This is a genomic window from Actinomyces sp. AC-20-1 (assembly GCF_023369555.1).
GTDB lineage: Bacteria > Actinomycetota > Actinomycetes > Actinomycetales > Actinomycetaceae > Actinomyces.
In genome coordinates, this window is record NZ_JACJVC010000003.1 from 167,429 (window position 1) to 190,955 (window position 23,527).

Genomic DNA, 23,527 nt, shown 5'->3' on the forward strand with positions numbered 1-23,527 from the left:
TGCTCCAGGTCTCGAGGGGAGGGGGCGCGGCCTCAGACGCGTCTGAGGTAACGCACGGCTCCTGCGGCGACGAGGACACTCGCCCCTGCGGGCAGGTGCTCGCCGCTGAGGACGTCCGTCAGGGCGGCGGGGGCCGACCAGAGAAGGTCCGTGGTGCCGTGGTTGAGGAGGATGTCCCAGGTGCCGCGCTCACCCGTGCGGCTGGTGTGCTCGAGCTCGCCGGCAAGAGGGTGGCCGGCGGAGGGCGCGACGAGCGAGGAGAGCAGGCGGTGGCGACCGGCCTGGGTGAGACTGGCGCCCAGGCGCACGACGGTGCCACGGCCGAAGGCGTGGCGGGTGACCGCGGGCGTGCCGGCGAGCCAGTCAGAGGTCCATGTGCCAACGACCTCGGCGCCCGTGGGCCGCAGGATCTCGAAGGTGTGGCGGGCCTCATCGGTGCTTCCGTCGGGCAGGGTGAGAGTGAGGGCGACGTGCGGCTCCCGGGCGTCGGTCTCCTCAACCTCGCAGCCGAGCAGCTCGTCGACCCGCTCGTCGATGAGGACACGGCCGGTTGAGGCGGTGGCGAATCCCCTCGGGCCGACGACGAGCGTACCGCCTTGGGCGACATAGTCGCCCAGGGCGTCGATGACGTCGTCGTGCGCCATGTACAGGCCCGCGGCGACGACGAGGTCGTAGCCGGACAGGTCGCTGCGCCCGTCGGTGACGTCGACGCCGCCGACGTGGCGCGCCAGGGCCTCGTGCCACTCCTGGGCCTCTGTGGGGACGGTGAGGTGGTCGCTGTGGCCGTCCACGACCTTGCTGTACCACCAGGAGTCCCAGTCCATGACGACGGCGGCGCGGGCGTCGACGCGGCTGCCGACGAGGTCCCCCAGGCGAGCGAGGTCTGCGCCCAGGACCTGGGTCTCGTGGTAGGTGCGGGTGTCGGTGCGGCCTCGGTGGTCGAGGACACCGCCGAACCACATCTCGGAGCCGCCGGGAGCGGTGCGCATCTGGAAGCACAGGACAGCGTCAGATCCTTGGGCGACAGCCTGGTGGCTCCAGCGGCCCATGACTCCGGGCCCCTTGGAAGGGTTGACGGTTCGGCACGTGGTGGAGACCGGGGCCTGCTCCATGAGCCACAGGGGCTTGCCAGGGGCGACCGCGCGCATGAGGGCGTGCTGGAAGGCCATCTCCGGCCAGGCGCGCTCGGTGCGCGGGTAGTTGTCCCAGGACACGACGTCGAGCTCACGCGCGAAGCGGTAGTAGTCCAGGTGCTCGTAAGCGCCCATGAGATTCGTGGTGACCGGGTGGGCGCCGCCATCGACACGGCGCACCTGCGTGATCTCTCCCTCGAGGCAGGCGGAGAACTGCTCGGTCATGTAGCGCTTGTACTCGAGGGTGATGATGGGGAACCCGGAGCGGTAGGGGCCTCCCCAGTGCTCGGTGAGGCCGTTGGGGGCCGGGATCTCGTCGACGTCGGTGAGGATGTGCGACCAGACCTGGGTGCACCAGTCGTGGTTGAGCTGCTCGAGTGAGCCGTGCGTGCCCAGGAGCCATTGGCGGAACCCGGCCACGCAGTCCTCGCAGTAGCACACGCCGCCGTACTCGTTGCCGATGTGCCAGGCCAGCAGCGCCGGGTGCTCGTGGTAGCGCTCGGCGACGACACGGGCCAGGCGCTGCGAGGCGGAGCGGTAGACCGTCGAGGTCGGGCAGAAGTTGTGCCGTTGGCCGTAACCGTGGCGCAGGCCCTGGAAGTCGACGCGCATCGTCGTCGGCTCGGCCTTGACGAGCCACGGTGGCAGGGCGGGGGTGGCGGTGCCGAGGATGACCCCGAGCCCGCGTTCGTGGACGCGGTCGAGGACCGCGTCCAGGCGCTCGAAGGTGAAGGTGTCCGGGCGGGGCTGGAGCGCGGACCAGCCGAACACGTTGAGGGTGAGGGTGTTGACGTCCGCGGCCTCGAAGGCGTCAAGGTCGGTGTCGATGGTGAGGTAGTCCCACTGCTCCGGGTTGTAGTCGCCTCCGTGGAGGACGCGGTCGGGCAGGATCATGGGCTGGTCTCCTGGGGTGCAGTGGTCGGCAGGGAGTGGCTTCGGGCGCGGCGTTGGAGGATCAGGACCCGGCGGGCGCGGTGAACTGGTCGGTGAGGATCTCGCGGGCGCGACGCGTGGCTGGGGCGGTGAGCAGGCACAGGGGCACCCAGGCGAGCATGAGCATCGCGGGCCAGGTGAGCAGGACGTAGAGCCCCGCAGCCCCCAGCGCGGACAGGAACAGCGTCCCGGAGGGGTCGCGCAGGCTCATGACGGCGCTGAGGACGACGAGGTCCTGGGTGCCGAAGGAGAACAGGGCGCAGATGGTGCCGGCGCGGGCGAGCAGGAGCAGGACGACGGCGAGGGCGGAGATGAGTGCCAGGCGCCACCCTCCTACGACGCCGTCGGCGCTCATCGTCAGTCCCATGACGAGGGCGACGGCGAGGAAGGCCAGTGGGCCGAACTGGACCACCGAGCCGGCCCAGCCCCGCCACAGCGCCCTCGCACGGCGCAGGGCGGCGGGCTCGTCCATCCAACCCGGCCGGGTGACGGCGTAGACGAGCGCCGGCAGGGTGGTGAAGGCGAGCGTGGTGGACAGGGCGATGAGGACGAGGGACCAGGCGCTGGCGCCGTCGAGGAAGAGGAGGGCGAGCTCGGCGGGGGCCAGGAGCGGCACCACGGCGAGGACCAGGGCGGCCGCCTGGTACACGAGGCAGGACCAACGGTAGATGATGCTGTTCTCGATGCCCTCGGCCCTGGGCCCGGAGCGTCGGGCACCGGCTTGCGTGCCGGCAGGCTCCTGCGGCCAGGCGAGGTCGGAGTCCTCAGCCTCGGGTCGCGCAGGTGCGTCGGCACTGTCCGGGTGCCCGGCGCCGTGGGGCTGCTGTGTCTGCGGTGGTGTCACGCCCATCCCTCTCTGCCCCGTGACGGAGCACCTGCTGCTTGGCCCGCCCTCGAGGTCCTGCGCCGTCGGCTGGAGGGCGCAGGTGAGGACGGTCCCGGGTGGGCAACGGCAGCTCCCCGGGACCGTCCTCACCTCTACTGAGGCGGTGTCAGTGCTTGCCCCGGTCAGGCCTTGGCTGCGGCCTTCTGGGCGTCGTTGATGATCTGCATGTACTGCTCGACGCCCTGGGCGGAGATCTCGCTGACGTAGGAGTCCCACTCGGACAGGCTGCGCTGGCCGGTGATGAACTTCAGCGTCTCCGCCATGACGAAGTCCTGCAGCGGGGTCTTGAGCAGGGTGGCCTGCTCCTGCTGGGACTCGTCGAGCGGGGCGGCAGGCGGGATGGGGGCCTGGGTGTGAGTGGCTGCCATCTCCTCCTGCCAGGCGAGCTCCTTGGGCAGCATCATCGAGTGCAGCAGCTCGGTGGTGCCGCCGTAGGCGAAGACGCCACCGGAGAAGCCGTACTCGATGCGCAAGTCCGTCGTGCCGGCCGGGTTGAGGCCGTTGTAGTTGATCTCCGGCATGAGGGTGCGGGTACCGTCCTCAGCCTTGGTGTAGGTAACGCCCTCAACGCCCCACTTGCAGAACTCCTCGCCCTCATCGGAGTACCAGAGCCAGTCGATGAACTGCATCATGGCGACGAAGTTCGGGGCCTCGGTGGCCTTGGAGGAGATCATGATGCCGTTCTCCAGGCGGGTGCCGCCCATGAGGGCGCCGGCGGGGCCTGCGGGGACGAGGACCTTGCAGATCTCGAAGTTGCCCTCGCCCAGGGACTCCTTCATGGAGGTCTCGTAGCTGACGTCGTACTGCGAGTTGGTGCCGATGGCCACGGTGCGGCCCGCGGTGAAGTTGTTGACGGCCGTGTCCTCGTCCTGGGTGAAGGAGTCGGGGTCGAGCACACCGGCCTCGACCATCCCGTGAAGCATCTCGAGCATGGCCTTGTAGTTGTCCGAGGTGCCGCAGAAGACGTACTCGGAGGTGTCCTCGTCCCACTCGGCGAGGGTGGTCATGCCCCAGGAGCCACCGGACTGGGTGCCGTAGGAGACGGCTGCGAGGTTGAGCATGCTCAGGCCCTCGAAGCGGTCGGAGATGCCCTTCATCTCCGGGTGGGCCTGGAGGACCTTGGCGATGGCGTCCTGCAGCTCCTGCCAGGTGGTCGGCAGGGCGATGCCCTGCTCGTCGAGGAGGTCCTTGCGGATCTCGAAGGTGTAGTCGGGCCAGATCTCCTCGTGCAGGCCCGGCAGGACGTAGATGGAGCCGTCCGCCTTGCGGATGGTGTCGAGGTCGGCCTCCATCTTCCAGTCGGAGACCTTCTTCTGGAAGTTCGGCATGAGGTCGAAGTAGTCCGAGACTGCCAGGATGGCACCGGAGGAGACGAAGGCGTCCTCCTGGCCCGGGTAGGTCTTGGGCATGATGAGCGGGGCGTCACCGGAGGAGACCAGGAGGGAGCGCTTCTGGCTGTAGTCGGACATCGGGACGATCGTCATGTCGAGCGTGACGTTCGTGCGCTTGGTGATCTCCTCGAAGAGGAGCCAGTCCGCCTTGTAGGGGTAGATCGGGTGGTCGGAGAACAGGCAGGTGAAGCTGACGGGCTCGGTCGCCTTGAACTGCTGGTCGGCGGCGAAGTCGGTCATGGCGGCACCGGTGTTCTCGGTTCCGGCGACCTCGCCGGAGTCGGAGCCGGAGGATCCGCAGGCGGCGAGTGTCGCCGCAGCCACGGTACTGAGGAGCAGGGCGCCGGCCTGGCGGCGGGTGAGCGGGGAGCTGAGGAGACTCATCGGTGAGTGCCTTTCGTGGTGCTGGGTGCTGGTCGGCGGATAGCAGTTGAGGAGAAGGCGGGGCAGGCCGTCCGGGCGGTGACAGGGAGAGTCAGCCCGGTCTCGGAGGTGGGAGGGTGTCCGGTGTCAGCCCTTGACGGAGCCGAGGGTGACGCCGGTGACGAAGTACCTCTGGACGAAGGGGTAGACGCACAGGATCGGCAGTGCGGTGAGGACCATCGTGACGGCCTTGAGGTTGGAGGCGACCTGGGCGGTGTCCGCGCCTCCGCCACCGACAGCCTCGGTGCCTGTGGCGCCCGCAAGCATGTTGCGCAGGTAGATCGTCACCGGGAACATCGAGGAGTCGTCGAAGTAGAGGAAGGCCCCGAACCAGGCATTCCAGTTGGAGACGGCGTAGAAGAGGAACATCGTGGCGATGATCGCCTTCGACAGAGGTAGCACGATGCGGAAGAGGATGCCGTAAGTGCCCAGCCCGTCAAGCTCAGCCGCCTCCTCCAGCTCGTGCGGAAGCCCCTCGAAGAAGGCCTTCATGACGAGCAGGTTGAAGACGCTGATGGCATTGGGCAGGACGACTGCCCAGATCGTGTTCTTCAGGCCGAGGTTGGTGATGAGGATGTAGTTGGGGATGAGGCCACCGTTGAAGAACATCGTGAAGACGGCGAAGCCGATGAGCAGCGGACGGCCTCTGAGGTTCTGCTTGGACAGCACGTAGGCGAAGGCCGTGGTGAAGACCAGGGCGATGGCGGTGGCGACGACCGTGTAGAGGATCGTGTTCTTGTAGCCGGTCCAGAAGGCGGTGTCGGCCAGGACGAGCCTGTACGTCGTCGTGTTGAAGCCGACGGGCCACAGTCCCACCTGCCCGGTGGAGATCGCGGCCTCTGAGGAGAAGGACTTGGCGACGACGTTGAGGAAGGGGAAGAGCGTCACGAAGATGACGCCGAGGAGCACCACCGTGTTGAGGACCCGGAAGGCCTTGTAGGACGGGGAGTCGTACCTGATGTTCTGCGTGTTGGCCATCATTGATCACCACAGGCTCGTGTTTGCGAGCTTCCGGGAGAGGAAGTTCGCCGTGAGGACGAGAGTCAGGCCGATGAGGGACTCGAACAGGCCGATGGCGGCGGCGTAGGAGAAGTTGGAGGCCTGCAGGCCGACTCGGTACAGGTACGTGGAGATGACGTCACCGGTGGAGTAGGTCAGCGGGTTGTAGATGAGGAGGATCTTCTCGAAGCCGACGGCGAGGAAGGAGCCGACGTTGAGGACGAGGAGGGTGACGATGGTGGGGCGGATGCCGGGCAGGGTGATATGCCAGGTCTGTTGCAGCCTGTTGGCGCCGTCGAGCTGGGCCGCCTCATAGAGGGAGTCGTCGATCGTCGTCAGGGCCGCGAGATAGAGGATCGTGCCCCAGCCGACGGTCTGCCAGACGTCGGAGATGACATAGATCGGCACGAAGTACTTCGCGTTCTGGATGAAGTTGACAGCGTCGCCGCCGAAGAGCCTGATGACCTGGTTGATGGGGCCCTCGACCGAGACGACCTCCATGATGATTCCGGCAATGATGACCATCGACAGGAAGTGGGGCAGGTAGGAGACCGTCTGCACGGCTCGCTTGAACCAGGTCCTGCGGACCTCGTTGAGAAGGAGAGCGAGGATGATCGGCATGGGGAAGGACACGAGCAGCGTGGTGAAGCCGATGGTCACCGTGTTGCGGAAGACCCGCCAGAAGGTGGGGTCCGAGATGAACATCTTGACGTAGCGCAGGCCCACCCACTCCTCGCCGTACATCGAGCCGCCGGGAGTGAACCTGCGGAAGGCGATGACGTTGCCGATCATCGGGGCGTAGCGGAAGACGATGAACCAGATGACGGGGATGACGACAAGGGTGTAGAGCTGCCAGTCGCCACGGCGGCTGGAGCGACGTCGTCTGGCCTTGTCCCTCTTTCTCCTCGTGCCGCTATCGGTCTCGGCGGCGAGCACCGGTTGGGTCTCGGCAGGGACGGCCTGGGGGGCCACGACTTCCGCCACGAGCATCACCTCCTTGTGACTCAGTGCTACGAACTGTTTCGCATTGACGTTCGTTCAACCTGGACCAGAGTAACGACGAGGAAAACCCTCGTCAAGGCATTTGTCGTATCGAAAATCGAATCGTGTTGACATGCCGAGACGACGACGCGGGGCAGGCGGCTCCGACGCCACCCACCCCGCGCTCAGCACCCCTGAGGCTCAAGGCCCTGGTCTCACCACCCCGCTCTCTCCCGCAGCCACTGGAGCTGACGGCGCAGGTAGTGGTACTCACCGCCCTCGTGCCCGTTGTCAGGGAACAGGTGCACCTCGGCCTCGCCACCGTAGGCGGCCAGCGCCTGCTGGCCACCAAGCGTGGGGCAGGTGACGTCGCGCAGGGCCAGGGCCCACAGGGAGGGGGCGCTGGCACGTCGGGCGTGGTTGACGCCGTCGACGTAGGACAGCGTCCGCAGGACCTCCTCACGCCCGGCGCGGCGCACGGCGAGGTAGCGGGACAGCTCGTTGTAGGGCTCACCCTGGGCCATCGGGAGGACGGCGGGGACGTCGCACAGGAACGGCACCGACACGGTCACGCCGGCAAGGCCGTCCACGAGTCCGGCGACGGCCAGGGCGACACCGCCCCCCTGGGAGTTGCCCATGACCATTGTCCGTGCCGCATCGACGTCGGGAAGCGAGCGCACCGCCTCGATGGCCCGCACGGCATCGGCGATGAGGCGGCGGTAGTAGTACGTCTCGGGCGATGAGATTCCGCGGGTGACGACACCAGGGGCCTCGGGGGCACCGTCGGTCCCGAAATCAGGGGTCTCTCCCCCGCAGCCGTAGCCGAAGCCCTGCCCCCGCACATCCAGCAGCAGGTGGGCCATGCCCGCGGCGGCGACGTGCGGAGCCTCTCCCGCCAGGCCGCGCCCGCGCCCGTACCCGGGGACCTGGACGACGACGGGCAGGGGCTCCCGCCCGCGCCGCGCCGGCATCGACAGCCAGGCCCTCACACGGTGCCCACCGAAACCGGAGAAGGTGAGGTCCCAGTAGACGATCTCGCTCAGGGGCTGGACCACCTCGGTCCGCTCGACGGCGAGGTCGTGAGCACGAGCCTCGGACAGGGTGAGGCGCCAGAACTCGTCGAAGTCCTCGGGCTCGGCGACAGCGGGGGCGGGCAGGGCGCCGAGCGCAGCAGGAAGGACAGCCATGGCACGGACCTCAGGAGCGCTCAGCGACCCGGGTGGACCATCGCCTTGAGCGTCGTCGGTCCGGGCCTGGTGCTCAGCGGCGTCTCGGCGTCGTCCAGCGCGTAGTGGTCGGTGGCGAGCCGGTCGAGGTCGACCTTGCCGGAGGCGACCAGCTCAATGGCCGTGGGCCAGGTGTTGTGGTAGCGGAAGACGCCGGTGACACCCACCTCGTGGCTGGTGATGTAGGAGACCGGCAGGAGCATGTCGTCGTCGCCCATGCCGATGATGACGGCCGTCCCTCCGGCCTTGACGCGCTTGATGCCGTCCACCACCGCCGCGGTGACGCCGGTGGCGTCGAAGAAGGCATCGAAGACACGGCCGTCGAGCGCTGCGGCACCGGGCGCGCAGGCCTCGGTGGCACCGAGCTCGAGCGCCGTCCGGCGACGCGCCTCGACGGGGTCGGTGACAACGACCTCCGTGGCCCCGTAGGCCCGGGCGACCTGGGCAACGATGACCCCGATGGGGCCGGCGCCGGCGACGAGGACCGTGCTGCCGACCGTGAGCGCGGCCTTGCGCGCCGAGGCGATGGCGACGCTGAGCGGCTCGAGCAGGGCGCCGGCGTCGAAGGACATGGAGTCCGGGATCTCGTGGGCGAAGTCGTCCTGGATGAGAGCGTACTCGCTGAAGCAGCCGTCGATGGGAGGGGTGGCGTAGAACTCGATGCGCGGGCAGAGGTTGTACTCGCCGCGTTTGCAGAACTCGCACACGCGGCAGCAGCGCTGCGGCTCGATGGACACGCGCCGACCCACCCGGGACGGGTCGACGTCGGAGCCGACGGCGACGATGGTGCCGGCGGCCTCGTGCCCGAGGACCATCGGCTCCTCGACGACGAAGTCGCCGATGCGCCCGTGCTGGTAGTAGTGGACGTCGGAGCCGCACACGCCGACGGACTCGATGCGCACCAGGACCTGGTCCGGGTCGGGGTCGGGGACGGGGCGCTGCTGGACCGCGACGGTCCCGGCGCGCAGGAGGACCTGGGCACGCATGGTCGTGGGGAGCTGCTCGGTGGTGGTCATGGCGTTCCTCTCCGGAATGGCTCCCAGGGACGTTGGGGCACCTTCGGAGTAGTTCCCCGCGTCGTCACAGGTCGCGGACCTTTTTCGTTGTTTCATGCACATAATAGGCGGACTGCGATCGCGACGACAAGGTCCTCCACCTCCCTTCAGACATGACACGACAGGCGGATCTCACCTTGTTCCGACCTCAAACATAGCGAAAACGTTCGTTACTGTTACGATCGCGCCTGATACAGGAACGGACCATCTGGTATGAGACGGGCCGACGGACCACAGGACAGGTGAGGAGCAGGCCGTGCCACCACGTTCCCGCGTCACTCTCGACACGATCGCCGAGGCGGCCCAGGTCTCGCGGGCCACCGTCTCCAAGGCGCTCAACGGCCGCCAGGACGTCTCCGAGCGCACCCGCACCCAGATCCTCGCGCTGGCGCAGGAGATGGGGTACGAGTCGCCGTCGGCCCCCGCCCGCACGGAGCCGGTGGTCACCATCGTCTTCGACACCCTCGACACCTTCTACACCAACCGCGTGCTCGCCGGGGCCGTCACCGCCGCCGCGGAGGCCGGGGTCCTGCTCAACGTCACCGCCTTCAGCGACCCGGACGCGGCCGGCTCCGACACCTGGATACGACGCCTGGCCGCGGCCGGGCACCTGGGCCTGGTCATCGTCACCCGCGAGCTCACCCGCGCCCAGACCACCGCCATCCGCGAGACCGGCCTGCCCACCGTCACCGTCGACCCCGTGCAGGACGTGCCCACGGACGTCCTGGCGATCTCCTCGGCGAACTGGAACGGCGGGATGAGCGCCACCCAGTACCTGCTAGGCCTGGGGCACCAACGCATCGGCTTCGTCGCAGGGCCGGCCAGCTCACTGCCGGCCCGCGAGCGCCTGCTCGGATACCGCACCGCCCTGCTCGACGCCGGCCTGGACGCACCCGCCGAGCTGGTGCGGGGCCAGGGCTTCCGCTACGAGACGGGTCTGGAGGCGGGCACGGCCCTGCTCACACTGCCTGAGGACCGCCGTCCGACGGCGATCATGGCGGCGAGCGACGTCGCCGCCATGGGAGTGTACGAGGCGGCCCGACGCGCCGGCCTGTCGGTGCCCGAGGACCTGTCCGTCGTCGGCTACGACGACACCTTCCTCGCCGAGTGCGCCGCACCCCCACTGACCACCATCCACCAGGCCCTCGAGACCATGGGCGCCCGCGCGATCGAGGCCGCGCTCGACCTGGCCGCGGGCACCACGCGCACGGTCGGCACCGTGCAGATCCCCACGCACCTGGTCGAACGGGCCTCGACGGCGCCCCCGCGGAGCAGGGGCTGAGCACGTCGCCCTTCGTCAGCCAGCCTGCCGTCAGGCATTCTGCCGACGCTTGCCCACGATGTCGACGGCCACGGCGAGCAGGAGAACGAGGCCCTTGATGGCCTGCTGCCAGGCGGAGTCGACCGCCATGATCGACAGACCCATGTTGAGCACCCCCATGATGAGGGCACCGATGATGGCGCCGGAGACCCGTCCGATGCCGCCGGAGACCGCGGCCCCGCCGATGTAGGCGGCCGCGATGGCGTCCATCTCGTACAGGTTGCCGGCGGTCGAGACCGCGGCGCCGGCACGCGAGGTCGTGATGATGGCCGCCAGGGACGCCAGGAGCCCCATGTTGACGAAGACGAGGAAGTCGATCTTGCGCACGTTGACACCGGACAGGCGTGCCGCCTTGAGGTTGCCTCCCACGGCGTAGACGTGACGGCCGAACACCGTCTTGTTCATGATGAAGGAGTACACGAGGATGACCAGGCCCACGATGATGAGGACGATGGGCGTGCCTCCGGCCGAGTAGGCCAGGATCGCGGTGACCAGGGCGATCGCGGCGGCGAAGACGATCTGTCGGGCGACGAAGGCGGGCACCGAGTCGACGTGGCGGCCCGCGGCGGCGTTGCGCCGTGCGCGCAGCTGGGTGAGGACCAGTGCCGCAATCGTCACGCAACCGATGAGGATCGTCACGCCGTCGAAGTTGAGCAGGTACCCGAGCCACGGCGGCAGGGACCCGTTGGCGATGGACACGAAGGATCCCGGCAGCCCGGAGACCGTGCGCTGGACCAGCACGACCGTCAGCCCGCGGAAGACGAGCATGCCTGCGAGCGTGACGATGAAGGCGGGGATCTCCATGAACGCGACCCAGAAGCCCTGCCAGCAGCCGATGAGCAGGCCGATGGCGACGGCGATGAGGACGACGAGTGGCCAGGGCAGGTTCTGGTTGACCACGAGCAGGCCGATGACACCGCCGATGAATCCCACGAGGGACCCGACGGACAGGTCGATGTGCCGGGCGATGATGATCATGACCATGCCGACGGCGAGGACCATGACGTAGGCGTTCTGCTGGACGAGGCTCGCGAGGTTGTTCGGTGAGAGCAGCAGGCCTCCGGTGAGGACCTGGAATAAGAGGATGATCGCGACCAGCGCCGCGAGGATGCCGTACTGGCGCAGGAAGCGCCCAAGGTATGAGGTCACGTTGCTCATTTCGCGTCGTCCTTGTCCGTCTGTTCCGTGTTCTCGATGGTCATGAGCCTCATGAGGCTCTCCTGAGTGGCCTCGCTGCGCGGGAGCTGGCCCGTGATGCGCCCCTGGCTCATGGTGTAGATGCGGTCGCAGATGCCCAGCAGCTCGGGCAGCTCGGAGGAGATGACGAGGACCGCCTTGCCGGCGTCGGCAAGCTGGTTGATGATGGTGTAGATCTCGTACTTCGCGCCGACGTCGATGCCGCGGGTGGGCTCGTCGAGGATGAGGACGTCCGGGTCGGTGAACATCCACCGGGACAGGACGACCTTCTGCTGGTTGCCTCCCGAGAGCGCGCCAACCGGTGTGGACACGGAGGCCGTCTTGGTCCGCAGCTGTGCGCAGTAGCGCTCGGCGACCTCCAGCTCGGCGGCGTCGTCGACGATCCCGTGCCTCGAGATCTTGTCCAGCGCCGCCGCGGTGGTGTTGGTCTTGACGTCCTGGATGAGGTTGAGGCCGAGGACCTTGCGGTCCTCGCTCACGTAGGCCAGGCCCTGGCGCATCGCCTTGCGGACGCTGGAGGTGGAGACCTCCTTGCCGTCCTTGAGGACGGTGCCGGAGATGTCGACGCCGTAGGAGTGCCCGAACACGCTCATGGCGAGCTCGGTGCGTCCGGCCCCCATGAGTCCGGCCAGGCCGACGATCTCTCCGCGGCGCAGCGACAGTGCCGCCCCGTCGACCACCTTACGAGCGGTGTCCAGCGGGTGGTGGACGGTCCAGTCCCGGATCTCAAGCACCTCCTCACCGATGGTCGAGGTGTGCTCCGGGTAGCGGTTGTCGAGGGAGCGCCCAACCATGAGGCGGATGATCTCGTCCTCGTCGATGGCCCCCTCGCCGTGGAGCGGGGAGGTCTGGATCGTCTGTCCGTCACGCACGATCGTCGTGCGGTCCGCGGTGTGGGAGACCTCGCCGAGCTTGTGGGAGATCATCACCATGGAGATGCCCTGCTCACGCAGGCCCCGCATGAGGTCCAGCAGGTGGGCGGAGTCCTCGTCGTTGAGGGCGGCCGTGGGCTCGTCGAGGATGAGCAGGCGCACGTCCTTGGACAGGGCCTTGGCGATCTCGACGAGCTGTTGGCTGCCGACGCCGAGGTCCGCGACGCGCGTCTGCGGCCTGATGTCGAGGCCGACCTGCTGGAGCAGGACCGCCGCCGCCTCGTTGGTGGCGTCCCAGTCGATGACACCATGGCGCTGCCTCTCGTTGCCGAGGAAGATGTTCTCGGCCACGGACAGGTAGGGGCTCAGTGCCAGCTCCTGGTGGATGATGACGATGCCGACGGCCTCGGAGTCGCGGATGGACCGGAACTCACGGACCTCGCCGTCGTAGATGATCTCCCCCTCGTAGGTCCCACGTGGCCACACCCCCGACAGCACGTTCATGAGGGTGGACTTGCCCGCGCCGTTCTCCCCGCAGATCGCGTGGATCTCGCCGCGGCGCACGTCGAAGGTCACGTCATCAAGGGCTTTGAAGTCCCCGAAGGCCTTGGTGATGTGGCGCATCTGGAGGATGACGTCGTCGGCGGTGCTCATAGCCCGACCTCGTCGGCGGTGTAGTAGCCCGAGTCCACCAGGACCGTCTGGACGGAGTCGGCGTCAACCGTGACCGGGTCGATGAGGTAGGCCGGGACCGTCATGACGCCGTTGCCATAGGACTCGGTGTCATTGACCTCGACCTCCTGGCCCTTGACGATCTGGTCGACCATCGTCGCGGCGCGCTCGCCGAGCAGGCGGGTGTCCTTGAAGACGGTCATGGACTGGCGGCCTTTGACGATGTTCTCGACGTTGGCCTGGTCGGCGTCCTGGCCGGTGAGCACGGGCCAGTCCGCGTCCGTGTAGCCGGCGGAGTCGAGCGCCTGGGTCACGCCCAGCGCGATGGCGTCATTGGGGCACAGGACGGCGTCGACCCGGGTGGTGGTGGAGTAGAAGGAGTTGAGGCGGTTGTCCATCTCGGCCTGGGCGGTGGTGTTGGACCAGGCCTGGATGCCGATGGACTGCCAGTCGTCGACGCTCGCGGGCATCTTGCCCGAGGGGCACACCAGCATACCGGCGTCGACGTAGGGCTTGAGCACGTCCCATGCCCCTTCGAAGAAGAAGCGCGCGTTGTTGTCGTCGGGTGAGCCGGAGAAGGGCTCGAAGTTGAAGGGTCCCGCCGCGTTGTCGAGGTCGAGCACGGTCGCGATGTACTCGCCCTGCATCCTGCCGACGTTGTAGTTGTCGAAGGTGACGTAGTAGTCGACGTCCTCGGTGTCGCGGATGAGGCGGTCGTAGGCGACGACCTGGATGCCCGCGCGTGCCGCGGTGGCGAGCACGGGACCGAGCGCGGAGCCGTCGATGGAGCCGACGACGATGACGGCCGGGGACTTGTTGACCATGGTCTGGATCTGGGAGTTCTGCTGCTCGACCTTGTTGTCGGCGAACTGGAGCTCCACCTGGTAGCCGAGGTCCTCGAGCAGGGTCTTGAGGTTGGCGCCGTCACGGCTCCACCTCTCGAGGTTCTTCGTCGGCATGGACACTCCGATGAGGGCGCCGGCGCCGCCGCCGGCGCTCCCGTAGTAGTAGTCGGTGCGCTCAGCGGTGCAGGCCGCGAGCGCCGCTGCCAGCACCGCCGCACCTCCCGTCACGAACGACCTGCGCGTCACGTTGGACATGTGACCTCCTTGCCTGAGGCGAGAGCCGACACTCCCGCATTTGTTGCAGCATACACATATATCCTCCAACCATCAACCCTAGGAAACTACTGACACAGAAGAGGCGATATGTTTGGAAGGTCGCAACACCACCCCTTTAATACGACTTACAAACTATTTGATGAGCGGGCAGCCCCTCACGCGGCTGGGGCCGGGGCGCACCGTCCAGCGGATGGTGCGCCCCGGCCCCAGCCGGTCCGGCAGCCCAGGCTCAGCGGCTCGCCACCTGAGCCGCGGCCGCGTCGTAGGCGGCTCGCACCTGGGGCTGGGGCTCGGCGACCAGGTGCTCGACGCCGTCGAGCTCCCACACCGGCGGCTCCTCGCCGCCGACGAGGACCCAGGCGGCCTGCTTGGCGGCGCCGTTGGCCACGTACTCGCCCGGCTCGGGAACGTCCACCGGGACGCCGAGGACGGCTGGGGCGAGGGTCTTGGCGCTGACCCACTTGACGCCGCCGCCGACGAGGGCGACCTCGGCGACGTCGACGCCCTGGGCACGCACGGCGTCAACGCAGGCGCCCATGAGGCACAGCAGCCCCTCGACGGCGGCGCGCGCGTAGTTGCCGGGGGTGAGGTTCGCCAGCGTCATGCCCGTGAGGGCACCGGTGGCCTCGGGCAGGTTGGGGGTGCGCTCGCCCTCGAGGTAGGGCACGTGGACGAGGCCGCCCGCGCCGGGCTCGGCGGCCAGGGCGATCTCGTCGAACTCGTCGTAGGTCACGCCCAGGACCTTCTTGGCGGCGTCGAGGACGCGGGCGCCGTTGAGCGTGCAGGCCAGCGGCAGGAAGGCCCCGGTGGCGTCCGCGAAGCCGGTGACGAGCCCGGAGGCGTCGTGGGTGGGGGTGGTGGAGACGGCGGCGACGACGCCGCTGGTGCCCAGGGAGACGGAGGTCTGGCCGGGGCGCAGGCCGAGCCCCAGGGCGGCGCCGGCGTTGTCACCGCAGCCGGGGCCCAGCGCCAGGTGGGACAGGTCGCGTCCGAGCACGTCGCTGCCGCCGTGCAGGGCGACCTCGTGGGGGGCGACGACGCGCGGCAGGACGATCGCCTCGGCCTCCTCCGGGCTGAGGCGCAGCGCCAGGGCGAGCAGGTCGCGGCGGTAGGTGTTGGTCACGGCGTCGAAGTAGCCGGTGCCGGAGGCGTCGGAGCGGTCGGTGGTGAGGGTGTCGAGGGAGGCGGCGCCGGACAGCCTCCAGGTGAGCCAGTCGTGCGGCAGGCACACGGCGGCGACGCGGGCGGCGTTACCGGGCTCGTGGTCGGCGAGCCAGCGCAGCTTGGTGATGGTGAGGGAGGCGACGAGGACGCTGCCGACGGCGTCGGCCCAGGCCCGGCGGCCGGCGGCCTCGTCACCGTCGCCGAGCTCGCGGATGAGGTCGCGGGCGGCCTCGGCCGAGCGGGTGTCGTTCCACAGCAGGGCGGGGCGGATGACCTCGCCGTCCCGGTCGAGCACGACCATGCCGTGCTGCTGGCCGCCCACGCTCAGGGCGGCGACGTCGTCGAGGCCGCCGACGGCGTCGACGACCTCCCCCAGGGCGCGCCACCACTCGTCGGGGTGGACCTCGGTGCCGTCGGGGTGGGAGGCCTTGGCGTCGCGCACGAGCGCGCCGGTGGCGGCGTCGCGCACGACGATCTTGCAGGACTGGGTCGAGGAGTCGACGCCGGCGACGAGGGTGGCGCTCATACGGGGGTTCCTTCCGCGTGGGGGTGGTGGCTGCCGGACGTGGGTCTGACGTCAACGCCGAGATACTCGCTTTGCGCTCGAACGTACGGCGATAACCGTGGTTCTCGAGGGCAAAGCGAGTATCTCGGCATCAGGCAGGTCAGCCGATGAGGTGCATGACGGCCTTCTGGTAGAGGTCGACGTAGTGGTAGTCGCGGGCGGCGGCGGCCTCGGCGTCGAAGTCCTCGTAGGCGGAGCGGTCGTTGACGAAGTCCTCCAGCGACTCGCCCTCGGCGAGGGTGGACTCGCCGAGCTCGTAGATGCCGGACAGCGTGAGGGCCTCCTGGACCTCCGGGTCGGCCCGGAAGGCCTTGGCCTTCTCGGCGAGCTGGAGCCACATCTCCATGTTGGCGGCCGCGGACTCCCACACACCGCCCATGCCGTCGGTGCGCGAGGGCTTGTAGTCGAAGTGGATCGGGCCGTCGTAGCGCGGGCCGCCGTTGGGGAAGCCGTTGACGATGAGGTCGACGGTGAAGAAGGCGCTGAGCAGGTCGCCGTGGCCGAAGACGAGGTCCTGGTCGTACTTCAGGCCCTTCTGGCCGTTGAGGTCGATGTGGAAGAGCTTGCCGGCGTTGAGGGCCTGGGCGATGCCGTGGGTGTAGTTGAGGTTGGCCATCTGCTCGTGACCGACCTCGGGGTTGAGGCCGACGACGTCACCGTTGTCGAGCTCGGCGATGAGGGCGAGGGCGTGGCCGACGGTGGGAAGGAAGATGTCACCGCGGGGCTCGTTGGGCTTGGGCTCGAGGCCGATCTTGAGGTCGTAGCCCTTGTCCTTGATGTACTGGGCGACGGTGTCCAGACCCTCCTTGTAGCGGTTCATGGCCGCGTTGACGTCCTTGGAGGAGTCGTACTCGGCGCCCTCGCGCCCGCCCCACATGACGAAAGTCTTGGCGCCGAGCTCGGCGGCGAGGTCGACGTTGCGCAGGAGCTTGCGCAGGCCGAAGCGGCGGATGGAGCGGTCGTTGTTGGTCAGGCCGCCGTCCTTGAAGATCGGGTGGGTGAAGGTGTTGGTGGTGACCATCTCGATGGTCAGGCCGGTGGCGTCGCAGGTGTCCTTGAGCCTGCCGACGATCTCGGCGCGCTCGGTGTCGGTGGCGTCGAAGGGGAAGACGTCGTTGTCGTGGAAGGTGATGCCCCAGGCGCCGAGCTCGGCGAGCTTCTCGGTGTACTCCCAGGGCTTGAGGGCGGCACGGGTCCTGTCACCGAAGGGGTCGGCGGCGAGCCAGCCGACGGTCCACAGACCGAACGAGAACTTGTCTTCCTTGGTGGGCTTACGGACCACAGTCGCTCCTCCTCGAGCTCGACGCCCCAGACTCGGGGCATCCATTTGTTTGTTGGCGCAACTATGACATGCCGGTGAGGTAAGGTCAAGGCCGTGGTCACCAGCAACTGGACCCCGACACCGATGTCGGCGCCGTCCGCCTCGACTCCGCCCGCAACCGCGTCAGCGCGCCAGTCCACGCTGCGCACGGCGAACCTCGCGCTCGTCGCCCGGAAGGTCCTGTCCTCCCGCGAGCCGATCTCCCGCGCCGACGTCGCGGCCGCCACCGGCATGACCCGCTCGACGGCCTCGCGCCTGGCCGACGACCTCGTCGACGCCGGCATCCTCGCCGAGCTCGCCCCGGTGCCCGCCACCGGCCCCGGGCGCCCGGCCGTCCCCCTCGCCCCACCGCACGGCACCTTCGTCGCGCTCGGGCTGGAGGTCAACGTCACCCACATGGCGGTGCGCGCCATCGACCTGTCCGGCGAGATGCTCGCTGAGAGGATCGTCCTCGACGACTTCGCCGGCTCCGACCCCGCCGTCGTGCTCACCCGCCTGTCCCGCCTGCTCGCCGACGTCCTCGCGCTCGGCGCCGTCGGCCGCGCCCGCCTCGTCGGTGCCGCGCTGGCACTGCCCGGCCTCGTGAGCGACGGAGTCCTGCTGCGCGCCCCCAACCTCGGCTGGTCCGAGGTGCGCCCGGCCGACCACCTCGCCCCCGTGCTCGCGCCCGCCGGCCTGGGGCTGCTCGTGGGCAACGAGGCGAACTTCGGCGCCCTCACCGTGGGCCGCGAGCGCCCCACCTCCGCCTACCAGCACCCCTCCTACATCTACCTGTCCGGGGAGAACGGCATCGGTGCGGGGATCGTGCGCGAGGGGCGCGTCATCATCGGGGCCTCGGGCTTCGCCGGGGAGATCGGGCACGTGCAGATCGACCCCGCGGGCCCCCTGTGCTCCTGCGGCAACCGGGGCTGCCTCGAGCGCTATGCGGGGCGCCGCGTCATCCTGCGTGCCGCGGGCCTCGCCGACGACGACTCCCCCGAGACGCTGGTCTCCGCCTACGAGGCCGGCGACGCCCAGGCGGTCGCCGCCGTCGAGGCGGCCGCGCACGCGCTGGGCGTGGGCCTGGGCGGCGCGATCAACCTGCTCGACATCCCGGTGGTGGTCCTGGGTGGGCACCTCGCCCCGCTCACGCGGATCCTGCGCCCGCTGCTGACTGAGGAGCTGGGCCAGCGGGTGCTGGCCTCCTCCTGGTCCGTCCCCGAGGTGGTGCAGGCCGACGGCGACCAGATACCGGGGGCGACCGGCGCCGCCTGGACCCTGCTCGAGCAGGTCGTCGCCGACCCCGTCGCCTGGATGCGGGCCGACTGAGCGGCTCCGCCGGCACCGTCGGCCCGCTTTCGTAGGTCTCTCCCGGCCGGCCCGCAACCTGCTCCGCCTCGACGAGGTCTCCGCAGTACCCGATCTCGCCGAGAGGCTCAGCACTCTCGGACTGTGGTTCTTCGCCATGGCCCTCGGGCGGACACCGCCGGCCGGCACTGTCGTACTCGAAGATGGCAGGGGCGCCTTGTCAACAGCCACCGGAAGGTCGGAGGAAGGCGCTTCGCCTTGGCGCACGAGCTCAGCCACCATCTTGTCCAGGAGGACTACACCATCGACTGGCGAGTGGCCTCCCACTCCCGAGTGGGCGATGTCGAGCCCCTTATGGACCGGTTTGCGCGCACCTTCCTCATTCCAGAGCCGGCTCTACGAGAGGCATGGCAGCACGGTGGGACCGGGACAGAACGGGCCCGCCCCCATCCCCCTCCGCTCAGGAGCGTAGGTCAGCGCTCGCCCGACGCAGACCACGTGCCGGGTTGGGTGGAGCGATCGACTCACGCTCAATGACCTCGGGATGGATCTCGGCGTGGGGCGGACCACCATCGGCGGCATCGTGATGGCCCAGGAGAAGGTCAACAGCTTGACGTCCGGCAAGGACGAAGTCCTGTCGGACCGTCGTCAGGCTCGGGCTGAGCTGCGCACCGATGGGAACTCCGTCGAAGCCTGTCACGGAGACATCCTCCGGAACACGTAGACCGGCATCCGCCACGGCGCGCATCGCACCCACGGCGATCTCATCGTTGGGACAGACCACCGCCGTCACAGCCTCGCCATAACGTTCGAGGATGTGGGTGCACAGACGCCGCCCCTCCTCAGGGGACCACTCCTGGCACCGTGAGACCGGATAAGTTGGCAGACAGGCGTCACGAAGGGCATCAAGAGCCCCGACGGACCGGCGCTCCGGTGGGTCATTGTTGGGTTGGGCGATGATGAACACGGACGTGTGCCCGAGCTCAATGAGCCTGTTCACCAGCGCACGCGCCCCTTCGTACTCATCGAAGGCGACATAGGGACGTTCGGAGGAGGAGACCGTATGCGGCTCCCCGATCGCAACGACCGGCATGTATGTCGGCAGCATCCCGATCACGCGGTGGGCATCAGCATCGAAATCGATGATGACGACACCGGCGAGCGGGTGTCCCAGCATGGACCGCACGGCATCATCCGCACGCTCGTGGTCCCCGAGGTCGAGGACGCAGATGAGCGATGACATCCCAGCGTCACGCGCCTGGCGCTCGACACCTGAGATCGTCTGGGCATAGCCGTAGGTAATCGTGTCGGTGGTCACGATTCCGAGGGTCTCGGGGCGCCCCGAGACGAGCTGACGGGCAACGGAGTTCCCGTAGTACCCCAGCGCGTCGATGGCACGACGGACCTTCCGGGTCGTGGCCTCACTCACCTGGTCTGAGCCGGCCAGGACGCGCGACACGGTGACGGTCGAGACCCCGGCCTCCTGGGCGACGTCTGCGATGGTCGGTCTCTTCACGGAATCCAGCACCTACCCACCGTACGCGCTTACCGGTCCTGAACCGATTTAGCCCTTGACTGCTCCGCTCATCATGCCGGCCATGAAGAATCGTTGCAGGAACAGGAAGATGAGTGCCACTGGCAGGACGGCGAGCACGGAGGCAGCCATGAGACCACCCCAGTCGATGGAGTTCGCTCCCTTGAACAGCATGATCGCAGGTGTGATGGTGCGCAGACGTTCGGTCGATATGAAGATGTAACCGAACATGAACTCGTTCCACGCATTGATGAAGGCGTAGAGCCCCACCGAGACAATACTGGGAGTCATCACCGGGAGCACCACACGGCGCATGACCTGTACGCGGCTGCACCCATCGATCTCCGCAGCCTCCTCAAGCGAGACGGGAATCGAGTCGTACGCGCTCGACAGCATGAAGGTGCACATGGGAATGACAAAGGTCGTGTACGCAAGGATGAGGGACAGATGGGACTCGAGAATCCCTAGGTTTCTCATCGTGATGTACAGCGGGACGAGAAGCAGCACTCCGGGGATCATCTGGGACAGCAGCATGAAGACATTGGTGTACTTCACCGACCTCCGGCGGAAGAACCTGCTGAAGACGTAGCCCGCAAAGACGGCGATGACGAGTGCGAGCAGGCAGGCCGCGGCCGACACGAGGAGACTGTTCCTGATGTAGGTGAGGAACCCGTGGTCGAAGAGCACCCGACGGAAGTTGTCCAGGGTCGGATGGTCAATAGTGAGGCTCGGGACGCGCGCACGGATCTCGTCGCGAGGCTTGAGCGCAGACAGGGCCATCCAGAGGAACGGGAACACACTGTAGACAACGAGCACGATGAGGAGGATATAGGCGACAACGTCGCCAATAAGACGCCGCTTCTTCATCGTCTCACCCCACAATCTCTTCACTGAGGTTCCGTCGCAAGCGGTAGTAGACGACGAACAGGAGGGTCGTCACCATCAGCATGACAGTCGACAGCGCCGACGCCATTCCGACATTGAAGTCCTGCATCGAGTACCGGTAGATGAGCAGCGGCAGGGTCATGGTGGCGTAGTTGGGCCCTCCCTGGGTCATGACCCAGATGAAGTCGAAGTTCACAGCCGTCCAGATCAGGTGCATGAACACGATGATGAGTGAAGGCGACCTCAATTGCGGGAAGATGACTCGCCAGAAAGCAATCCAAGAACCCGCCCCGTCGATCTGCGCCGCCTCACGCATCTCTTCGGGGATGCTCTGGAGAGCAGCGAGAAAGGTGATCGTGTAGTACGGAAAGCTCCTCCACACGTTGACGAATATCACCGTGGGCATGGCCCACGCCGCAGATCCGAGGAAGTTAATCGGCGCGTCAAGAGCACCGACGCGCACAAGGATCGCGTTGACAATGCCAAAGTCCGGGTTGAGCATCCACTCCCATGTCATGCCGGCGACGATGATGGGCACGAGCCAGGGAATGAAGGTGAGCATTCGAAAAATTCCCTGCCCCTTGATCTTGCGGTTGAGCAGCACTGCGGCACCGAGTCCCAGCACGTACTCGCCCACGACAGAACCGAGGGTCCAGATGATCGAGTTCCTCGCAGCACCAGGGAAGTGCGGGTCCTCGAGGACGTCCGTGTAGTTCTCCAGGCCGGCGAATCCGCTGACTGTCGGGACGATGAGGTTCGAGTAGCTGAACCCGTCAACAAGGACCTTAGCCAACGGATAGCCGATGAGCACAGCCAGGAATATCCAGGCCGGCATGAGAACCAGCGTGACGAACCTGTTGTTCGCACGGTGGCGGGGGCCGTGCATCCATTCCCCCTTGTCCGCCTTGGGCATCAGCGACACCTGTTCGGCACAGACGAGTCGGCGTCACCCCTCAGGCGGGAGCGTCGCCAGACTCCTCGAGCGCCGTGTTGATCGCCCCGGACAGCCACGTGGCCACCTCTGTCGAGTCCTTGCCCTCCTGAAGCCTCATCGCCAGCGCGTCGATCATCGCCTGGGTGACGGCCGCCAGGGTGATGGGGGGATAGCTGATGCCCGTGTCGAGGAGGGCGGAGAAGTCAGTGGACCACTTGGTGTCAGTCTGCACATCGTTGAGCGCGGACCGGTCCGGGAAGGCGGCAGTCTGCCACTCGGTGGACGCGAACGTGCGAGAGAGCTCGGTGGCCGCCTCGAGCGCCTGCGATCCGGCCATGACCATGAGCGGTTTGCACTCGATGTACGTGGCGGGCTTTCCGTCCTTCGGGTAAGGGATCGGGTGGACCGAGACATCGCTCATGGCCTCCGGGTTGGAGGCCTCTCGTTCAGCTAGCCAGTTACCGCTCACATACGTTGCGGTCAGCGCGGTGGCGAAGTTCTCGTCCGTCTCCTCCCAGCCATAGGTCGGCGAGTTCGGCGAGGCGGCACCGCTCTTGATGAGGTCGCCGTAGAAGTCGAACACCTTCGCCGCCTTCGCGAGCTCGTCAGGGTTGTCGACCCAGGTGTTGCGGTAGCCTCCATCGACCTCGGAGGCGACATCAAGGTCATACTGGGCGAGGTAGACAAGAAGCTCTTGCGGGGCCCGCACTCCGGTGCCTGCGACACCGAAGAATGAGGAGCCTGTGGCGTCCTCGACCTTGGTTCCCACAGCGAGGACGTCGTCCCAGGTCTTGGGGACAGTCACGCCCGCCTGTCCGATGACATCGTCGTGCACGAGGTAGGCACGGGCGGTGGTCTCATACGGGAAGCCGATGATCCTGCCCTTGATGGTCATCGTCGCCTTGATCGCGTCGCTGACCTTGTCCTTGTCCTCCCAGGCCTCCCACGCCTCTGAGAGGTCTGCGAGGATGCCCATCTTGTCGAACTCACCGACGTACTCGGGCAGGCCCCAGACAGCATCCGGAAGGTTGCCGCCCGCGGCCGAGGCGATGAGCTTCTCGTGGAGCATGTCGTACGTGAAGTTGGTCTGGTTCACCGTGTAACCGGTGGCTTCCTCGAACTCCTTGATCTTCTGCTTGAGCGCAAGGGCGGTGTCAGCCCCCTCTGTCCACGCGGTCCACAGCTCGATCGTCGTCCCACCGGCCTCGTCACCGGCCGACGAACGACCTCCGCATGCTGCCAGGAGGAATGAGGCTGCCGCAGCGCCTCCCGCCAGCTTCAAGACTGTCCTTCGCTTCATGGGGATTCCTCCGTGTGCTCGTCATTGAAGTCGTGCGTCTCATGGGGTCGGACACCATGTCCGCCGTTGCTGCGCCGGTGCAGCAACTGATGATTGACGTTCATCATCTTGCGCCTCAGATCAAGTCGAGTCAAGCACCAAAGTGAGACGCTGCACATCCATTCGTAACATCAGACATCGGATAAGCGTCTATTTGCTGTCTAATTCTGCTTCAAGATCGTACGATCATGCGCACGCCGGTAGGTGCGTCGATGATGACGTACGTATCTCAATCAGGACGACCCAACTCCACAAGTAAGGCACGACATGGTCCAGCTCACCTGGGGC

General features: G+C 67.5%; 19 protein-coding genes. 3 read left to right on the forward strand and 16 right to left on the reverse strand.

Going from position 1 to position 23,527, the window contains the following annotated elements; all coding sequences use genetic code 11:
• Positions 1-32: 32 nt before the first annotated feature.
• The 7 genes from H6X67_RS03285 to H6X67_RS03315 form a co-directional block, all read right to left on the reverse strand.
• A complete protein-coding gene (locus tag H6X67_RS03285) occupies positions 33-2,027 on the reverse strand; it encodes a beta-galactosidase (RefSeq protein ID WP_249367503.1) in 1,995 nt (664 codons plus the stop codon).
• A gap of 61 nt (positions 2,028-2,088) precedes the next feature.
• Positions 2,089-2,910, reverse strand: a complete 822-nt coding sequence (locus H6X67_RS03290; RefSeq protein WP_249367502.1) for a hypothetical protein — start codon at positions 2,908-2,910, stop codon at positions 2,089-2,091.
• A gap of 164 nt (positions 2,911-3,074) precedes the next feature.
• Positions 3,075-4,727 (reverse strand): ABC transporter substrate-binding protein, encoded by a 1,653-nt coding sequence (locus H6X67_RS03295; RefSeq protein WP_249367501.1) that lies wholly within the window; start codon positions 4,725-4,727, stop codon positions 3,075-3,077.
• 126 nt (positions 4,728-4,853) lie between these two features.
• A complete protein-coding gene (locus H6X67_RS03300; RefSeq protein WP_249375258.1) occupies positions 4,854-5,744 on the reverse strand; it encodes a carbohydrate ABC transporter permease in 891 nt (296 codons plus the stop codon).
• A gap of 6 nt (positions 5,745-5,750) precedes the next feature.
• Positions 5,751-6,749, reverse strand: coding sequence for an ABC transporter permease (locus H6X67_RS11980; protein ID WP_249367499.1), 999 nt, complete (start codon positions 6,747-6,749; stop codon positions 5,751-5,753).
• Between the two features lie 212 nt (positions 6,750-6,961).
• Positions 6,962-7,933, reverse strand: a complete 972-nt coding sequence (locus H6X67_RS03310) for an acetylxylan esterase (protein ID WP_249367498.1) — start codon at positions 7,931-7,933, stop codon at positions 6,962-6,964.
• A gap of 20 nt (positions 7,934-7,953) precedes the next feature.
• On the reverse strand, positions 7,954-8,988 hold the full coding sequence (locus tag H6X67_RS03315) for an NAD(P)-dependent alcohol dehydrogenase (RefSeq protein ID WP_249367497.1): 1,035 nt from the start codon (positions 8,986-8,988) through the stop codon (positions 7,954-7,956).
• A gap of 295 nt (positions 8,989-9,283) precedes the next feature.
• Here H6X67_RS03315 and H6X67_RS03320 point away from each other — a divergent pair, with 295 nt between their 5' ends.
• The gene (locus H6X67_RS03320; RefSeq protein ID WP_249367496.1) at positions 9,284-10,309 is read left to right on the forward strand and encodes a LacI family DNA-binding transcriptional regulator; all 1,026 of its coding nucleotides are present in this window, start codon (positions 9,284-9,286) and stop codon (positions 10,307-10,309) included.
• 30 nt (positions 10,310-10,339) lie between these two features.
• Here the strand turns inward: H6X67_RS03320 and mmsB are convergent, their stop codons facing one another.
• The 5 genes from mmsB to xylA all read right to left on the reverse strand — a co-directional run bounded on the left by mmsB (position 10,340) and on the right by xylA (position 17,266).
• Entirely contained in the window at positions 10,340-11,506 is a 1,167-nt protein-coding gene (gene mmsB / locus H6X67_RS03325; RefSeq protein ID WP_249367495.1) for a multiple monosaccharide ABC transporter permease, read from the reverse strand.
• Complete coding sequence (gene mmsA, locus H6X67_RS03330; RefSeq protein WP_249367494.1) at positions 11,503-13,071, reverse strand: multiple monosaccharide ABC transporter ATP-binding protein; 1,569 nt, start codon at positions 13,069-13,071, stop codon at positions 11,503-11,505. The genes mmsB and mmsA overlap by 4 nt, the downstream gene beginning before the upstream one ends.
• On the reverse strand, positions 13,068-14,189 hold the full coding sequence (gene chvE / locus H6X67_RS03335; RefSeq protein ID WP_249367493.1) for a multiple monosaccharide ABC transporter substrate-binding protein: 1,122 nt from the start codon (positions 14,187-14,189) through the stop codon (positions 13,068-13,070). Before chvE ends, mmsA begins: the two co-directional genes overlap by 4 nt.
• Positions 14,190-14,439: 250 nt before the next feature.
• Entirely contained in the window at positions 14,440-15,900 is a 1,461-nt protein-coding gene (locus H6X67_RS03340; RefSeq protein WP_249367492.1) for a xylulokinase, read from the reverse strand.
• A gap of 139 nt (positions 15,901-16,039) precedes the next feature.
• On the reverse strand, positions 16,040-17,266 hold the full coding sequence (xylA, locus tag H6X67_RS03345; RefSeq protein WP_250649005.1) for a xylose isomerase: 1,227 nt from the start codon (positions 17,264-17,266) through the stop codon (positions 16,040-16,042).
• A gap of 48 nt (positions 17,267-17,314) precedes the next feature.
• On the opposite strand from xylA, the gene H6X67_RS03350 reads away from it, so the two are divergent.
• Positions 17,315-18,568: an ROK family protein gene (locus H6X67_RS03350; protein ID WP_249367490.1), complete on the forward strand. Its 1,254-nt coding sequence runs from the start codon at positions 17,315-17,317 to the stop codon at positions 18,566-18,568.
• A gap of 123 nt (positions 18,569-18,691) precedes the next feature.
• Positions 18,692-19,084, forward strand: a complete 393-nt coding sequence (locus tag H6X67_RS12045) for an ImmA/IrrE family metallo-endopeptidase (protein ID WP_350337757.1) — start codon at positions 18,692-18,694, stop codon at positions 19,082-19,084.
• On the opposite strand, the gene H6X67_RS03355 is transcribed toward H6X67_RS12045, so the two are convergent.
• From H6X67_RS03355 to H6X67_RS03370, 4 genes are read right to left on the reverse strand one after another with little or no spacing between them, the layout of a single operon-like run.
• Entirely contained in the window at positions 19,008-20,075 is a 1,068-nt protein-coding gene (locus tag H6X67_RS03355) for a LacI family DNA-binding transcriptional regulator (protein WP_249367489.1), read from the reverse strand. The genes H6X67_RS12045 and H6X67_RS03355 overlap by 77 nt on opposite strands.
• A gap of 36 nt (positions 20,076-20,111) precedes the next feature.
• Positions 20,112-20,897, reverse strand: coding sequence for a carbohydrate ABC transporter permease (locus H6X67_RS03360; protein ID WP_249367488.1), 786 nt, complete (start codon positions 20,895-20,897; stop codon positions 20,112-20,114).
• 55 nt (positions 20,898-20,952) lie between these two features.
• Positions 20,953-21,879: a carbohydrate ABC transporter permease gene (locus tag H6X67_RS03365; protein ID WP_249367487.1), complete on the reverse strand. Its 927-nt coding sequence runs from the start codon at positions 21,877-21,879 to the stop codon at positions 20,953-20,955.
• Between the two features lie 40 nt (positions 21,880-21,919).
• Positions 21,920-23,200 carry an ABC transporter substrate-binding protein gene (locus H6X67_RS03370; protein ID WP_249367486.1) on the reverse strand — a complete coding sequence of 427 codons (1,281 nt, stop codon included), beginning with the start codon at positions 23,198-23,200 and terminating at the stop codon, positions 21,920-21,922.
• Positions 23,201-23,527: the final 327 nt, after the last annotated feature.

Excerpts from the sequence above, each read along its gene's own strand:
- H6X67_RS03285 (WP_249367503.1), bottom strand. The coding sequence starts at position 2,027 with ATGATCCTGCCCGACCGCGTCCTCCACGGAGGCGACTACAACCCGGAG.
- H6X67_RS03295 (WP_249367501.1), bottom strand. The coding sequence starts at position 4,727 with ATGAGTCTCCTCAGCTCCCCGCTCACCCGCCGCCAGGCCGGCGCCCTG.
- H6X67_RS03300 (WP_249375258.1), bottom strand. The coding sequence starts at position 5,744 with ATGGCCAACACGCAGAACATCAGGTACGACTCCCCGTCCTACAAGGCC.
- H6X67_RS03310 (WP_249367498.1), bottom strand. The coding sequence starts at position 7,933 with ATGGCTGTCCTTCCTGCTGCGCTCGGCGCCCTGCCCGCCCCCGCTGTC.
- H6X67_RS03315 (WP_249367497.1), bottom strand. The coding sequence starts at position 8,988 with ATGACCACCACCGAGCAGCTCCCCACGACCATGCGTGCCCAGGTCCTC.
- mmsB (WP_249367495.1), bottom strand. The coding sequence starts at position 11,506 with ATGAGCAACGTGACCTCATACCTTGGGCGCTTCCTGCGCCAGTACGGC.
- mmsA (WP_249367494.1), bottom strand. The coding sequence starts at position 13,071 with ATGAGCACCGCCGACGACGTCATCCTCCAGATGCGCCACATCACCAAG.
- chvE (WP_249367493.1), bottom strand. The coding sequence starts at position 14,189 with ATGTCCAACGTGACGCGCAGGTCGTTCGTGACGGGAGGTGCGGCGGTG.
- H6X67_RS03340 (WP_249367492.1), bottom strand. The coding sequence starts at position 15,900 with ATGAGCGCCACCCTCGTCGCCGGCGTCGACTCCTCGACCCAGTCCTGC.
- xylA (WP_250649005.1), bottom strand. The coding sequence starts at position 17,266 with ATGGATGCCCCGAGTCTGGGGCGTCGAGCTCGAGGAGGAGCGACTGTG.
- H6X67_RS03365 (WP_249367487.1), bottom strand. The coding sequence starts at position 21,879 with ATGCCCAAGGCGGACAAGGGGGAATGGATGCACGGCCCCCGCCACCGT.
- H6X67_RS03370 (WP_249367486.1), bottom strand. The coding sequence starts at position 23,200 with ATGAAGCGAAGGACAGTCTTGAAGCTGGCGGGAGGCGCTGCGGCAGCC.